The sequence below is a fragment of the Streptomyces sp. NPDC002690 genome, from assembly GCF_053592415.1.
The window spans coordinates 1-14,068 of sequence record NZ_JBSFVR010000188.1 but is presented as its reverse complement, the minus strand read 5'-3'; the positions used below and the strand labels follow the sequence as shown (position 1 = coordinate 14,068).

The following is a 14,068-nucleotide window of genomic DNA, read 5'->3' as shown; positions in this document are numbered from 1 at the left end:
AGTCCGGCAGCCAGCGCTCCTTCTGCTCCTTCGTGGCGTACGCCTTGAGGTACGGCAGGCCCCCGGCCCCGGTGGTGCAGCGGAGCGCCTCGGCGGCCCCCGGTGGGGGTGCGTCGGTCCGGAGTGCTGCGGTACGGAGCACGGCGGCGGCCGGTCCGGCTGCCGTGCCCGGTGGCGGTTTTGGCGACGGCGGTGCTGGTGGTGGCGGCCGTGCCGGTTCGAGTCCGGCTCCGGGTCCGGTGTCGGTGCGGTCCGAGGCCCCTGCCGGTCCCGTCCTGCCGTCGTCCGCGTCGTCCGCGCGCGCGGGTCTGCGGGTGACGCCGACTGCGGCGAGCCCGTCTCCCCGTCCCGCCGGTCTGACCCGTTCGCACCCCGGGGCGGAGGTGCAGCGGCGGGTGCTGCCCACCGCGCGGCGGAGTGCCGCCCCCGCGAGCGCGGCGGCCCGTACGCCCGCCGGAGCCGCTTCCGGCTCCGGAACGCCCGCCGCTCCGGTGCGGCGAGCGGCTGCCCCGCGTGAAGGCGGGACGGCCTCGGAGGTGGTGTCGGACGGAGAGTCCGGATCTGCGGCTTCGGGCCCGGCCGGTACCGGGCCGGTCAGCACCGTTCCGGCTGCTGTCGTTCCCGTGACGTCCCCTCCAGTGGCTTCCGGTCCGGTGGCTTCCGGTCCGGCCGTGCGGCGTGCCCCCGTGCCGCCGTCGGCCGCCGTGCAGCGTGCCGCCGTGGGGCGGACTCCGTCCGCGGCGGGCCCGGCCCCCGCAGGGAGCGCAGCGGACGGGTCGGCCGGCCCCGTCGGTACCCCCTTCAGCAGCGGGAATCCTGGGCAGGGCGCCCGGCGCGGCGGTCTGGGGTCTCCGGTCCGTGGCGCCTCGGACCCCGTCCGTACTCCCCTGACGCCGGGCCCCGTCACGGGTGTTGGGGCCGGAGCGGTACGCGGTGACGGTCCGGTGCGGCGCGCGGTGGCCGGTGACGTTCCGGCGGTACGCGCCCAGGGCCACGACGGGCCCGCGCGGAGCACGCCGTCTCCGCAGTCGCCCGGGACCGCTCCCGGCGCGGCTCCGCCCTCGGCTTCCCCGGTGGTGCCTGTCGCGGGTGCCGCTGGGTCGGCGCCCGTCGTCCAGCGGCGGGCGGCCCCCGACTCCGGGCGGCAGCGGCCCGCGTCGCCCGCCAACGCCCCTCAGCAGCCCACCCACTCCGCTCCTGGACGGCCGCAGGGCGGCGCCCCCGCCGTACAACCGGGCGGTACGACGTCACCCCGGCCCGGCCCGGCGGCTTCCGGCGCCCCCTCCGGCTCGGCGTCGGCGGTTCCGGTTCCGGATCCGGGGATGGCCGTACGACGGGCCTCGGCCCAGCCGGAATCCCCGGCTCCCGCTTCCGCCCCCGCCCCGGCGACCGGTGCCGGTCCGGTGGGGGCGCCCCCCGCCACGGGCCCGTCCGCGGTGCCGGCGTCCTCCCTCCCGCCCCACTCCGGCACCCCGGTCCAGCGGGCGGCGGCGCGCTCCGGTGACGCGCGTTCCGGTGACGCTCCGGCACGGCCGACCGCGACCGCGGCCCCGACCGCTTCCGGCACTTCGGGCCTGGCGGAGGCGTCCGCGAGCCCGTCGACCGGCGCCCGCCCGCCCGCCGCCCCCTCCGGCGGACCGCCCGTCCGGGGGAGCGTCGCCCGTCCGCGGTCCCGTTCCGGCCTGGGCGCCCCGATCGCCTCCGCGCCCGCTGTCCAGCGCGCGGTCTCCCCTCAGCCGGCGGTCTCCTCTCGGGCGCGGGGCGTCCAGCGGGCCGCGTCGACCCCGGCCGCGTCCGTGAACCCCGCCCCGACCTCCCAGCCCTCCGCCGCCCCGGCCCCGCCCCCGTCCGCGAGCGCCGCCCCGGCTCCGTCCGCAGCCGCCGGCCCGACCCCGGCCCGGAGCACCCCGGGACGCTCGCCCCTCGGCGCCCCGATGAGCGCGATTCCCACAGCAGCGATTCCCGCAGCAGCGATTCCCGCAGGCGCGGCTTCGTTGCCCGTACAGCTCGCGCGTACGACTCCGGTACCGGCTCCGGCGCAAGCCCCGAGGCCGGTACAGGCCACACCGGCACCCGCCCAGTCGCACGCCACACCGGCTCAGGTGCACGCGATGCCGACGCCGGCCCAGTCACACGGAACACCGGCCCAGTCACACGGAACACCGGCTCCGGCACAGGCCCCGGGACCGGCATCCGCGCACGGAGCACCGGTTTCCCGGGACTTCCCACCGGTCCCCGTGGTGCAGCGGGCACCGGCGCGGCTGCGGCCCCCGAAGCCCCTGCCTCCGTCGCCCCTGCCGACGGCCGCGCCCGGTTCCGTACAGCCGACTGCCGCGGCCCCGGCGTTCCCTGGCTCCGCTCCGGCGTTCCCGACGACGGCGTTCGCGGCCCCCGCGGCTTCGGCCCTGCCGTTTCCGACGACGGCGACACCGCCCGGGTCGACCGCGTTGCCTCCGGCGACGCCGCAGCCGGCCCCGACCGTGCTCCAGCAGGCCCCGGCCCCGGCCGTGCTCCAGCGCAGTGCCGCGGCGCCCGCGAAGGCGGTGCCGCTGCGCCGTCCGGTGGCGCCGGCCCGGATGCCGGTGCCGGTCGGGCCGGCCGGCGGTGCCTCCGCAGCCGTTGCTCCCCTCTCGGCTTCTGCGGCCCCTACGGCACCTGCCGCTCCGGCGGCCCCGATGCCGGTCGTCCAGCGGTTCTGGGGGAAGTCCGAAAGGAGCGCCGGCCGGTCCACCTCGTCCGCGGTGGGCGCGCTTGCCGCGTCCGCGGCGGCCACGGTGGCCGCCGGCCTCACCTCGCGTCCAGGACGCCCGGCCGGTCCGCCGCCTCCGTACACCCCGGCGTCCAGCGCGCCGCCGCCGTACGAACCGCCGCCCGGGTACTCCCCGCCTCCGCCGGAGTACACGGAAGTATCCGACGGCGGATTCGACCCCCGGGCGCTCACCGACTTCCAGTTGGACGAGCTCGCGCACCGGCTCATCGGCCGGATCACCCGGCTGATCCGCACCGAACTCCGCCTGGACCGCGAGCGGATCGGCAAACTCCGAGATCCCCGCCGCTGACAGCCTGCCGACCGCCTGACCGCTGACCGCCTGACCGCTGACCGCCTGACCGCCTGACCGCCTGACCGATGACTGATCCGACCGCCTGACCGCTCCGACCACCGCCGGCCCCCGACCCCACCGGCACGAACCCCCACCGGCACGAACCCCCACCGGTACGTACCACCGAAAGAAAGGTCCGCCGAGATGCCCTCCAGCCAAGACCCGGGCTCAACCATCTGGTTCTCCCTCAGCATCGACGGCGAAAGCCTCGGCTATTTCAACGGGTGCGAGGGTCTGGCGTCCGAGGTGGAGGTCGAGCACCACCAGGAGGGCGGCAACAACGGCTTCGTGTGGGCGTTGCCGACCCGGGTCACCTTCTCCACGATCCGGCTGACCCGCCCGCTCACCCCGGACACCGCGAAGGTCGCCAAGTGGATCTCGTCCGTGCAGACCGGGATCAAGCGGCCCACCGCGCAGATCGCGGCGCTGCGCGCGGACGGTTCGGAGGTCGCCAGCTGGGGCCTCATCGACGTGCTGCCGGTGCGCTGGACCGGTCCCACCCTCGACCCGGCCAGTCCGGCGGTGGCGACCGAGGTCCTGGAGATCGCCCACCACGGATTCACGGGCTGAGGGGCGGGGACACGGTGGCTACCAAGGGCAGCAAGGGCGCGGGCAAGAGCCTCGTACGCGCCAATCTGGCGATCCACGAGCCTCCGGTGGGCGACAACACGTCTCCGGGCGGGATCATGGAGACGTTCTCCTTCGACTTCAACCCGGCGCAGCTGTCGCTGAGTCGTCGCGCGCAGTGGAAGGCGACCCCGGCACAGATCGAACGCACTGGCGCGAAGCCGGAGTTCATGGGTGTCGAGGCGATGCAGATGGGGCTGGAGGTCTTCCTCGACTCCTCCGACGAACCGACCGGCAACACGGTGCTGAAGAAGGTGGAGTCGCTCCTCGAATGCTGCGAGGTGACCCTGAAGAGCATCGGCACCAAGCAGCCTTCGCCGCCATGGGTCGTCTTCCAGTGGGGGTCGTTCTCGACGGCGCGGTTCACCGCGTACATCAGTTCCGTCGACGTGTCGTACACGGTCTTCGGCACCACGGGCGTTCCCATCCGGGCCACCTGCCGGCTGCAGTTGCACGAGATTCCGAGCAAGACCCGTGGCCAGAACCCGACGTCCGGCGCGCTGACCGCGCAGCGCGTCCACCGGGTCGTGGCGGGCGACTCGTTGCAGTCGCTGGCCTGGCGGGAGTACGGCAACGCCGCCGCCTGGCGGGCGATCGCCCGGGCCAACGGCATCGATGATCCCCGGAGCCTGCCGTCCGGTACCGAGCTGGTCATGCCGTCCGCCGAGGAGGTGAGCGGCTGATGGTACGGGCCGCGTTTTCCAATGTCGTCGACGTCAAGATCAATGGCGCCAAGATTCCGTCCGACCTCACCAGCGCCCTCGTCGACAGCCATGTGGACCAGGGGATGGGCGTTCCGGCGGCGTTCCGCCTCACGTTCCGGGACCCGTACCGGAAGATTCTCGGCAAGCTCGGGGTCACCTTCGGCAGCAGTGTGGTCATCACGCCGGTGGCCGACGGGAAGGGCGCCGGAGATCCGCTGCTGACCGGTGAGGTCACCGGCCTGGAGGTCGACTACGACGGTACCGGCACCTTCGCCGTCGTCCGGGGCTACGACCTCGGGCACCGCCTGCTGCGCCGCCGCCGGGTGACCGCCTTCCGCAGCCAGACCGCGTCCGACATCGCCAAGAAGCTGGCGGCCCAGGACGGCGTGCCCATCGGGACGATCCAGTCGACGAAGACCGTCTACGAGTTCATCAGCCAGTCCAACGTCACCGACTGGGACTTCCTCGCGCGGCTCGCCGACGAGAACGAGATGGTGATGTCCATCGACGCGAAGGGCAAGTTCCAGTTCGTGCGGCCCAAGCCGTCCTCGGGCGCGCCCTCGCCGAGCACCGACGGGGACAAGAGCCCCTTCGTGCTCCAGGCGGGTCACGACATCCTGCGGCTGCGGGCCGCGGTCACCGCCGCCGATCAGGTCGGCAAGGTCCAGGCGCGCGGCTGGGACGTCACGACGAAGAAGGAGCTCACCGCCCTCTCGCCCGCCGTCTCCAACCCCGGCATCACCATCGGCACCACGCCGGGCGCCGCCGCCACGAAGTTCGGCCCGGCGCCGCTGGTGGACACGGCGACCCCGTACGACAAGCAGGCCGAGGTGAAGTTCGCCGCCGAAGCGCTCGCGGACGACATCACGTCCTCGTTCGCGGAGGTGGAGGTCGTCGCGCGCGGGAACCCCAAGCTGCGGCCGGGCGTTCCGGTGGCCCTGGCCGACGTCGGCAAGCCCTTCGAGGGCAAGTACACCGTCACGTCGGTGCGCCACGTCTTCGGTGACGGCAAACACTACGAGACCTGGGTGACGGTCAGCGGACGCCAGTGGCGCTCGCTGTACGGCCTCACCTCCGGCGGCACGGAGACCGCGCCGCGGCTGCCCAGCGTGGCCAACGCCCTGGTCACCGACGTCAACGACCCGCTCAAACAGGGGCGCGTCAAGCTGCGGTTCCCATGGCTGGACGACACCTACGTCAGCGACTGGACGCGCACCGTGCAGATGGGCGGCCTCTCCGGCGGCGGGATTTTCCCGCTCGACGTCAACGACGAGGTGCTCGTCGGGTTCGACCGGGGCGCTCTGGACCACCCGTTCGTGATCGGCGGGCTCTACAACGGCAAGGACGTGCCGACCCCCGTCAGTGACGTGCCCCTGCACGAAGCCTCGCGGAAGAAGGCGGCGCGGCACACCGTCTCCGACCGGGACGGCAACCGCATGGACCTGCTCAGCCAGAAGACCGGTATGCGCAAGCAGGGCGTCCGGCTCGCTTCCGGGGACCAGCAACTGATCATCCAGCTGGACCGGACCAACACCGAGATCATCGTGGACAGCAAGGGCTCGGTGACGATCAAGGGCAGCCGGTCGGTGTCGGTGGAAGCGGGCACCGACCTGACGCTCAGCGCCCGGCGTGCCCTGACCATCAAGAGCGGCGGCCCGCTCAGCATCAGCGGCAGCGGCGCGGTCAACGTCAGGGCCGCGGGCGAACTGGGGCTGAACGCGGTCGGCGCCCTGAGCATGAACGCCGTGGGTGCCGCGATGCTGACCGGTGGCGGAACCGTGCAGGTCACCTCGGCCGTCAACACCACCGTCAAGGCCCCCACGGTACTCGTCACGTCCCCCGCCTTCCTGGCCAACGGAATCCCGGTGATATGAGCGAGAACCTCAACGGAAGGCAGGATCAGGTCTGATGGCCGAGCAGTTCGTCGGGTCCGGCTGGTCGTTCCCCCTGCGCATCGGGCCCACCGGCGGGATCGCCCTGGTCAGCGGGGAACGGGAGATCGAAGAGGCGATCAGGCTGGTCCTGTCCACGGCGCCCGGGGAGCGGCCGATGCGGCCGGACTTCGGCTGCGCCATCCAGGACCTGGTGTTCGCGCCGGTCAACGAGCAGACCGCGGGCCGCATCCAGCACGAGGTGTACGTCAGCCTGGACCGCTGGGAGCCGCGCATCGAGGTCGACGACATCGAGGTCACCGTGGGCACCGACCAGAGCGTCCTCTACATCGACGTCCGCTACTCGATCCGCGGCACCAACAACCCCCGCAGCCTCGTCTTCCCCTTCTACGTCATCCCGTCCCACGAGGAGCCCGACGCCGGCCCCGCTCTGGGCAACTCTCCCGAAAGCGACCGTTGATGGCCCTGCCCTCCCCGAATCTCGACGACCGCCGCTTCCAGCAGTTCGTCGACGACGCCAAGCGTTACATTCAGCAGCGCGCCCCGGAGTGGACCGACCACAACGTCTCCGACCCGGGCATCACTCTCGTCGAGACGGTGGCGCACATGGCCGACGAGATCGTCTACCGGCTCAACCGGGTACCGGACAAAAACCACTTGGCCTTCCTCGACCTGGTCGGCATCACGCTGTTCCCGCCCTCCGCCGCCCGTACGGAGGTGACCTTCTGGCTCTCGGCGCCGCAGGAGGAGCCGGTGACCGTACCGCTCGGCACCGAGGTGGCCACCTCGCGCACCGGCGACCAGGAAGCGGTCGTCTTCACCACCGAGCGCGAACTCGTGGTGTGGAACAGCGGGTTGAAGCATCTGATGGTGCAGCGGCGGGGCGAACCCGCGCTGGACCGCACGCACGACCTCGCCGACGACGGGAAGGACGTGCTCTGCTTCTCCGAGTCGCCCGCCCCGGGCGACTGCATGCTGCTGGGCCTGACCGGCGCGGTGCCGCACTGCGCGGTCACCCTGGAGCTGGACAGCCGGGTCGACGGTGTCGGTGTGGACCCGCGGCAGCCTCCCCTGGTGTGGGAGGCGTGGACCGAGGACGGCTGGCAGCTCTGCGAGGTCGACCGGGACGGGACCGGCGGCCTCAACCGGCCCGGCGAGGTGATCCTGCACGTCCCCGGCGGGCACGTGCTCTCCCGCAACGCCGGTCAGGAGGCGGGCTGGCTGCGGTGCAGGGTCACCGAACCCCACCCCGGCCAGCCCTTCTACACCACCTCGCCCACCGTCCGTTCCGCCGAGGGCTTCACCATCGGCGGCACCGCCCCCGTCGTCCACGCCGAGGCGGTCTACGACGAGGCGCTCGGCGAGTCCACCGGGCTGCCGGGGCAGCGGCTGCGGCTCGCGCACGGACCCGTGGTCGGCGACACCCCGCCGGTCCTGCTGCAGACCGCCGAGCACGAGGGCTGGACGGACTGGCAGGTCGTCCCGCACTTCGCGGCGTCGGGCCCGGACGACCGCCACGTCACCGTGGACGCCGCGACCGGCGAGATCGCCTTCGGGCCGGCGGTGCGCGAACCCGACGGGTCCCTGCGCCAGTACGGCATGGCTGCCCCCAAGGGCTCACCCGTACGCGCCCGCAGCTACCGCACCGGCGGCGGCCGGGCGGGCAACGTGGCCCGCGGCGCCGTGCAGGTCCTGCGCACCTCCATCCCGTACGTCTCCGAAGTCGTCAACCGCGAGGCCGCGCGCGGCGGCGTGGACGGCGAGACGGTGGAGGAGGCGAAGGTCCGCGCCCCGATCACGCTGCGCGCCCAGGAGCGTGCGGTGACCCTGCGCGACTACGAGGAGCTGGCCCGTCGGGCCGCCCCCGAGACCGCGCGCATCTCCTGCCTGGAGGGCGAGGAGAGCGAGTACGGCGCCTATGCGGTAAGGGTGTTGGTGGTTCCGCAGGCAGTCCCCGACCCGGGTGGCCGACTGCGCTTCGAGCAACTGGTGCCCGGTGACGCGTTGTTGGAGCGCATCACCCGCCACCTGGACGAACGCCGTCTGATCGGAACCCGGTTGGCGGTCGGCCCGCCGTTCTACCAGGGCGTCACCGTCGTCGCCACCGTGCACGCCTTCCGCGGTGTCGACACCGACCTGGTACGCCGACGGGTGCACGACGCCCTCTACCAGCACCTCGACCCGCTCACCGGCGGCGCGGACGGCAAGGGATGGCCGTTCGGGCGGCCCGTGCAGGCCGGGGAGGCATTCGCGGTGCTCCAGAGGATTCCCGGCGTCGAGCTGGTGGACGAGGTCGTGCTCTACCCCGCCGACCCGCTGACCGGAAAGCGCGGGGAGGCGACGAACCGCATCGACCTGTCGCCGCCCTCTCTGGTGTTCTCCTTCGACCACCGCGTCCGGGTGATCGGGGACAACCCCGCGGGGGACAAGGACCGCGGCACCGGGAGCCACGGATGAGAGGCTCCGTCGACGGACTCGGTTCGTCCTCACCGATCGGTGCGATGCTGCCCGCCGTCTTCGCCGACGACGACCTCGCCCTGCGCTTCGTCGACGGGCTCGACGAGGTGTTCGCGCCCATCCACACCGCGCTGGACTGTCTCGACTCCTACTTCCGTCCCTCGCTGGCGCCCCTGGACTACGCCCGGTGGCTGACCGGCTGGGTCGGTGCGGAGACCGACGGCACCGAACCCGAGCCGCTGCTGCGCGCCGCCGTGGCGACCGCCGCGTACCTGCACCGCATCCGCGGCACCCGGCGCGGCCTGGCCGAAACGGTCCGGCTCGCCTTCGGCGTCGCACCGGAGATCAGCGAGAGCGGGGGCGCCGACTGGACCGCCCGCCCGCTGGGCCCGATCCCCGGAATCCCACGCCCCCATCTGCACGTACACCTCAGGCTGCCCGACCCGACCACGGCGGACCACTACCGCCTGGACGACATCGTCGCCGCAGCCCGGCCCGCCCACATGCCGTACACGGTCCAGGTGACCGCCGGCGACCCGTCCGAAAGGACCTCGGAGAGATGACCACGCAGAACTGCGCCGAATGCGGCACCCGCGCGGAACCGGGCCTGTCGTTCTGCGACGCGTGCGGGGCCGTACTGGGCTGGGCCGACAGGTCGGCGGCCCCGGCGGGTGCCGCGAGCGGCGCCCGTGCCGGTGGCGGCCCCGGTGAGGCGTCGGAGGCGTTCGCCCCGGCCCCGGCCCCGGCCCCGGCCCCGGCCCCGGCCCAGACCCCAGCCCCGACCCTGGCCCAGGCGGCCCCGACCCCGTCGGCGGATGCCGCTCCGGCGACCGCCGACCCCGGCTGGGACGCCTTCGCCCGGCCCGGCGGCGGCGTGGGGCTGCCCCGGCAGTCGCGGGGCTCCGGGCCACAGGCCCACGAGAGCTCCCCGTACGCCGCCCAGGCCGACGGGGACCGGGGAGCGTACGGCCACGCCGCGTACGACGATGCGCCCGCCGCACCGGCGGCGGGCGCCCGGTCCTCCGGGTACGGCGCGCGCGACGACCGCGACGAGGCCGACACCCAGGAGGTCCAGGGAGTGGCGGACAGGGGGGCGGACGACGACGGCATGGCGGACCGCGCACGGCGCCTCATCGTCCCGGTCGCCGATCCCGGACCCGTCCAGGCGCCCTCGGTCGCCCCGGTCCTGCCCGGCCGGCCGGCCCCCCAGCGCCCGCAGACCGTACAGGCCCCGGGCGTGGAACTCGGTGTGGACGGGGGCACGCCCTGCCCCTGGTGCAGCACCCGTAACCGGCCCGACCGGCACTACTGCGCCCGCTGCGCGATGCCCATGGCGGGCGACCAGTACGTGGAGGGCCGTCGGCTGCCGTGGTGGCGCCGGCTGCTGGACACCCGTACCCGGGAGACCCCGTGGGCGGGCGACCGCCCCCGGGTGCGCCGAGCCTTCGACCGCGTACTCGGATGGGTGGGGGCGGCGATCGCGGTGACCCTGGTGATCGTGGCGGCCGTCCACATCCCCGACGGCGTCCAGGCGACCCGCGACCACTTCTCCAAGCGGGCCCCCGTCTCGCCGGACCACGTCACCGCGTCCCGCTCCTACCAGGGCCACAAGCCGGACTCGTCCTTCGACAAGCTCAACAACACCTGGTGGGGCCCCGGGGTGTCCGAGTCGGGCAAGGGCCAGTGGATCGAGGCGTCCTTCGACTCGCCGACCCGTCTGCTGAACGTGATCGTGATGCCGGGGGTCTCGTACCGCGCCGACCAGAACAGCGAGCAGGCGCTCCCGCACCGCATCGATGTCACCGTGACCCGGTCCAGCGGCGAGGTCACCCACCGCGAACTCGTCCTGGACGACGGTGCGGGCGGCCAGACCCGCGACTTCCGCTACGACGACGTCACCAAGGTCCGTTTCACCGTCGAGTCCGCCTACCACACCTCCGCGAACAAGCAGGTGGCCTTCGCGGAGATCGAGCTCTTCGGCCCGTCGCAGTCCCGCTGATCCCTGCCGCCTCGTCGGAGGCGGCAGGCCGGCACCGGTGCCCGGGACGGAAGTCATCCGTCCCGGGCTCCGGTGCGTGGGTACGCCGGAGAGGACCCTGCGGGCGTACGCCGGACCGGACGCGACCGCCCGTGCGCGAGCGACCCGGCGGAGGCGGAACCGTCCTCCCCGGCCGGCCGTCCGTTTCCGGCGGCGGAGAGAATCGGCCGGCACGGGATCGGCCGGCACGGGATCGGCCAGGACGGCGAACGGGCGGCAAGGCATCCTCGCCGGTCCGGTCCGGTCCGGCACGAGGAGGGGTGGGAGGGCGTTTCTGTGGGGATTTCGCTGGTGGGGGCGGCTCAGCTCTGGCTTCCGACGGCAGCCGTCTGCGCGTTCATCGCCTTTCGGACGCGGCGCCGACGTCGTACCCGGGGTTTTCCGCGAGCGGCGCCGCTGAAGGCAGTCGCGGGCATGGCGGTCCTGAATGCCGCCACCGTGTGGTTCCTCGGTTTCTCCCGGAGCGGACTGGACATCAGGGAATCGTGCGAACAGGGCAACGGTCTCCGGTTCGACGAGGCGTGGAACGAAGCGCACTACTCCGAATCGCAGAGCTTCTTTCCCCTTCACGCGAAGTGCAGCGCGACCGTGGACCTCGTCCCCGCGTGGGTGAACCCGGCGATCGTCACTCTCGTGCTCCTCGCCGGAGCCTGTCTGTGCGTGGCCTTCTGCCTCGAAGCGCGGGGCGGCAGGGCCTCCGGCGCCCCGGCGTCCCTGTGATCCCGGCGGCTGCGGGGCGGCCCCCGGCCTCGCGCCCGGCCCCGCGCCCCGCCTCACCGCCCCGCCGCACCCCCGTACAGGTCCCGCCGGGCCGTCGTGAAGCGGCGCAGGGCGTCGGGGAGCGGGGTGATGCCGATGCCGGGGGAGGTGGGGACCGGGAGGTGGCCGTCCTGGAGGACGAACGGCTCGGTGATGTCCTCCGCGAAGTAGCGGCTGGAGGCGGAGGTGTCGCCGGGGAGGGTGCAGCCGGGGAGGGCGGCGAGGGCCAGGTTGGGGGCGCGGCCGATGCCGGTCTCCAGCATGCCGCCGCACCAGGCCGGTACGCCGTGGGCGGCGGCGACGTCGTGCAGGCGGCGGGCCTCCAGGTAGCCGCCGACGCGGGCGGGCTTGATGTTGACGACCCGGCAGGCGTCCATGGCGATGGCGGAGGCGGTGTCCCGGGCGTTGTGCAGCGACTCGTCCAGGCAGACCGGGGTGGCGATGCGGCGCTGGAGGAGGGCGTGGGCGTGGAGGTTGTTCTCCTCCAGCGGCTCCTCGATGAGCAGCAGCCCGAACTCGTCCAGGCGCCGCAGGTGTTCGGCATCGGCCAGGGTGTAGGCGGTGTTCGCGTCCACCTGGAGCGGCAGCTCGTCGCCGAAGCGGGCGCGGACCGCGCGGACGGGCTCGACGTCCCAGCCGGGTTCGATCTTCAGCTTGATCCGTACGTACCCCTCGGCGAGGTACCCCGCCACGTCGTCCAGGAGGGCGGGGACGGATTCCTTGATGCCGACGGACACCCCGGCGGGCACCCGGTCGCGGGTGGCGCCGAGGAAGGTGGCGAGGGACATCTCGTGGGCCCGCAGCTCGGCGTCGAGGACGGCCGTCTCCAGGGCCGCCTTCGCCAGCTCGTGTCCCTTGACCTTCGCCATGTCGGGGGCGAGGAGGGCCGTCGTCAGGTTCTGCCGGGCGGTGACGCGGGGGAGCAGGAAGTCGCGGATCACGGTCTCGGCGCCCGAGACGTACTCGGAGCAGTACAGCGGTTCCGGGTCGGCGGCGAACTCCGACCAGCCCTCGGCCTCGTCGGTGACGACGTGGAGCAGGAAGGTGTCCTTGGTGGTCATCGTCCCGAAGGAGGTGCGGAACGGGGTGACCAGGGGGATGGCGACGTGGAGGAGTTCGACGTGTTCCAGCTTCATGCCGGGGTGCCTTCCTGGAGGTGCGGTTCCTGGGCGCGCGCGCCGGTGGGGGTGGGGGCGGGGGTGAGGGTGTACCAGCCGTCGCGGGACATCGACGTGGCGGTGTACCCGTCGGCGAACGCCCGCGTGAAGACCTCGCGGACGGCGTGGCGCCAGCGCAGCGCGAGCGCGGGGTCGGCGGCGCGCAGCTCCACGATGTCGGCGGGGACGCGGCAGCGGACGGTGTCCCCGGCGCGGACGGCGAGCGGGGCGCCGTCGGGGGCGGTGGCGAGCGTGACGGCCGTACCGGCGGCCAGGGCCCGGGGCCCGGCGAATTCGTCCGCCGTACGGTCCTCCCCGGCCAGGTCCCAGGTGACGGTGAGGCGGTCGCTCTCGTCGCCGTCGTTGAGGCCGTCGGCCATCGGGCCGTAGAAGTCCACCAGGTACTCGGTGCCCGCGGCGCCCAGCTTGACCAGGTTGAAGCGGGCGTTGCGGCCCACCAGCGGGTCGAAGGTCCAGCGCATGGTGCGGGCCCCGCGGTCGAGGGCCCAGGCCCGCTGGGCCTGCTTCACGGCGAGCCCGACTCCCCGGTCGCTGGTGCGGGCCGCGGCCACGAAGGAGTACACGTCCAGCGCCGAAGGTTCCCCGAACACGGCGACGGCCGCACCGCACAGCTCGCCACGCCCGGCGCCCCGCCCGGTGTACGCGGCGTGCACGGCGCCTCCCGCGTGCACCAGGCTGTGCAGCACCTCGGCGGGGTAGGGCGGGGTGCTGCGCGGGGTCTGCCACACGTCGCTGAAGAAGTCGGCGACGGCCGCGATGCCGGCCACGTCGTGCACGGTGCGGACGGTGACGCCGGCCGTGAGCGCGGCTGCCGCCGCCCGTTCGCGTACTGAGGGTGTTGCTGTCATGGTTCGAGTTTCTGCGGGCCGCTCCCGGAACTGGTTGTCCATAGGGACAAGCGAGCCCTAAAGTCGTGTTGCGATCGGCCAAAGGTGGGGGAGTGATGCGTCCGGTGATGCCCCGCTTCCTCCGGGCGGCCGGTCCATGACCCGCTTCCTCCTGGCGGCCGGTCCATGACCCGCTTCCCCCGGGCGGCCGGTCCGCCGCGCCCCGTGAACCGGACCCGTGAATCGAGAGGCCCCATGGACGCCCCCACCCTCGGTGATCTGCTCGACGTGCTCGGAGGCTCGTCCGTACGGGCCGTCGCCGCCCCCGCCGGGCTCGGGGGGCGGGTCGGCGAGATCCTGCTGTACGACGCCGACGCGGCACTGCCGCACGCCCCGGGCGCGGTACTCCTCGCGGTCGGGGTCCGGCCCCCGGCGGCCGGCCCGCTGCTGCACGCCGCCGCCGCCGCGGGCATGGCGGCCGTGGT

Annotated in this window: 12 protein-coding genes and 1 pseudogene; 10 read left to right on the top strand and 3 right to left on the bottom strand. The window is 73.8% G+C overall.

What is annotated here, in order from left to right; genetic code table 11:
• Nucleotides 1-1,732 precede the first annotated feature (1,732 nt).
• On the bottom strand, nucleotides 1,733-1,951 hold the full coding sequence (locus ACWD3D_RS22405; RefSeq protein ID WP_451462603.1) for a hypothetical protein: 219 nt from the start codon (nucleotides 1,949-1,951) through the stop codon (nucleotides 1,733-1,735).
• A 496-nt stretch (nucleotides 1,952-2,447) separates the two neighbouring features.
• On the opposite strand from ACWD3D_RS22405, the gene ACWD3D_RS22400 reads away from it, so the two are divergent.
• From ACWD3D_RS22400 to ACWD3D_RS22360, 9 genes are all read left to right on the top strand, one after another.
• Complete coding sequence (locus tag ACWD3D_RS22400; protein WP_451462602.1) at nucleotides 2,448-3,059, top strand: extensin; 612 nt, start codon at nucleotides 2,448-2,450, stop codon at nucleotides 3,057-3,059.
• A gap of 186 nt (nucleotides 3,060-3,245) precedes the next feature.
• A complete protein-coding gene (locus ACWD3D_RS22395) occupies nucleotides 3,246-3,671 on the top strand; it encodes a phage tail protein (protein ID WP_358761169.1) in 426 nt (141 codons plus the stop codon).
• Nucleotides 3,672-3,685: 14 nt separating this feature from the next.
• A complete protein-coding gene (locus tag ACWD3D_RS22390; protein WP_451462601.1) occupies nucleotides 3,686-4,411 on the top strand; it encodes a CIS tube protein in 726 nt (241 codons plus the stop codon).
• A complete protein-coding gene (locus tag ACWD3D_RS22385; RefSeq protein WP_451462600.1) occupies nucleotides 4,411-6,306 on the top strand; it encodes a VgrG-related protein in 1,896 nt (631 codons plus the stop codon). The genes ACWD3D_RS22390 and ACWD3D_RS22385 overlap by 1 nt, the downstream gene beginning before the upstream one ends.
• A 34-nt stretch (nucleotides 6,307-6,340) precedes the next feature.
• Nucleotides 6,341-6,784 (top strand): GPW/gp25 family protein, encoded by a 444-nt coding sequence (locus ACWD3D_RS22380; RefSeq protein ID WP_451462599.1) that lies wholly within the window; start codon nucleotides 6,341-6,343, stop codon nucleotides 6,782-6,784.
• Nucleotides 6,784-8,781, top strand: coding sequence for a putative baseplate assembly protein (locus ACWD3D_RS22375; RefSeq protein ID WP_451462598.1), 1,998 nt, complete (start codon nucleotides 6,784-6,786; stop codon nucleotides 8,779-8,781). Before ACWD3D_RS22380 ends, ACWD3D_RS22375 begins: the two co-directional genes overlap by 1 nt.
• The gene (locus tag ACWD3D_RS22370; protein ID WP_451462597.1) at nucleotides 8,778-9,344 is read left to right on the top strand and encodes a phage tail protein; all 567 of its coding nucleotides are present in this window, start codon (nucleotides 8,778-8,780) and stop codon (nucleotides 9,342-9,344) included. The genes ACWD3D_RS22375 and ACWD3D_RS22370 overlap by 4 nt, the downstream gene beginning before the upstream one ends.
• Complete coding sequence (locus ACWD3D_RS22365) at nucleotides 9,341-10,780, top strand: NADase-type glycan-binding domain-containing protein (RefSeq protein WP_451462596.1); 1,440 nt, start codon at nucleotides 9,341-9,343, stop codon at nucleotides 10,778-10,780. The genes ACWD3D_RS22370 and ACWD3D_RS22365 overlap by 4 nt, the downstream gene beginning before the upstream one ends.
• Before the next feature lie 453 nt (nucleotides 10,781-11,233).
• Nucleotides 11,234-11,539, top strand: coding sequence for a hypothetical protein (locus ACWD3D_RS22360; RefSeq protein ID WP_451462595.1), 306 nt, complete (start codon nucleotides 11,234-11,236; stop codon nucleotides 11,537-11,539).
• Nucleotides 11,540-11,592: 53 nt separating this feature from the next.
• Here the strand turns inward: ACWD3D_RS22360 and menC are convergent, their stop codons facing one another.
• Complete coding sequence (gene menC, locus ACWD3D_RS22355; RefSeq protein ID WP_451462594.1) at nucleotides 11,593-12,714, bottom strand: o-succinylbenzoate synthase; 1,122 nt, start codon at nucleotides 12,712-12,714, stop codon at nucleotides 11,593-11,595.
• Entirely contained in the window at nucleotides 12,711-13,604 is an 894-nt protein-coding gene (locus ACWD3D_RS22350) for a chorismate synthase (protein WP_451462593.1), read from the bottom strand. The genes menC and ACWD3D_RS22350 overlap by 4 nt, the downstream gene beginning before the upstream one ends.
• 234 nt (nucleotides 13,605-13,838) lie before the next feature.
• On the opposite strand from ACWD3D_RS22350, the pseudogene ACWD3D_RS22345 reads away from it, so the two are divergent.
• Nucleotides 13,839-14,068: pseudogene (locus ACWD3D_RS22345) on the top strand (PucR family transcriptional regulator); the annotation flags it as partial.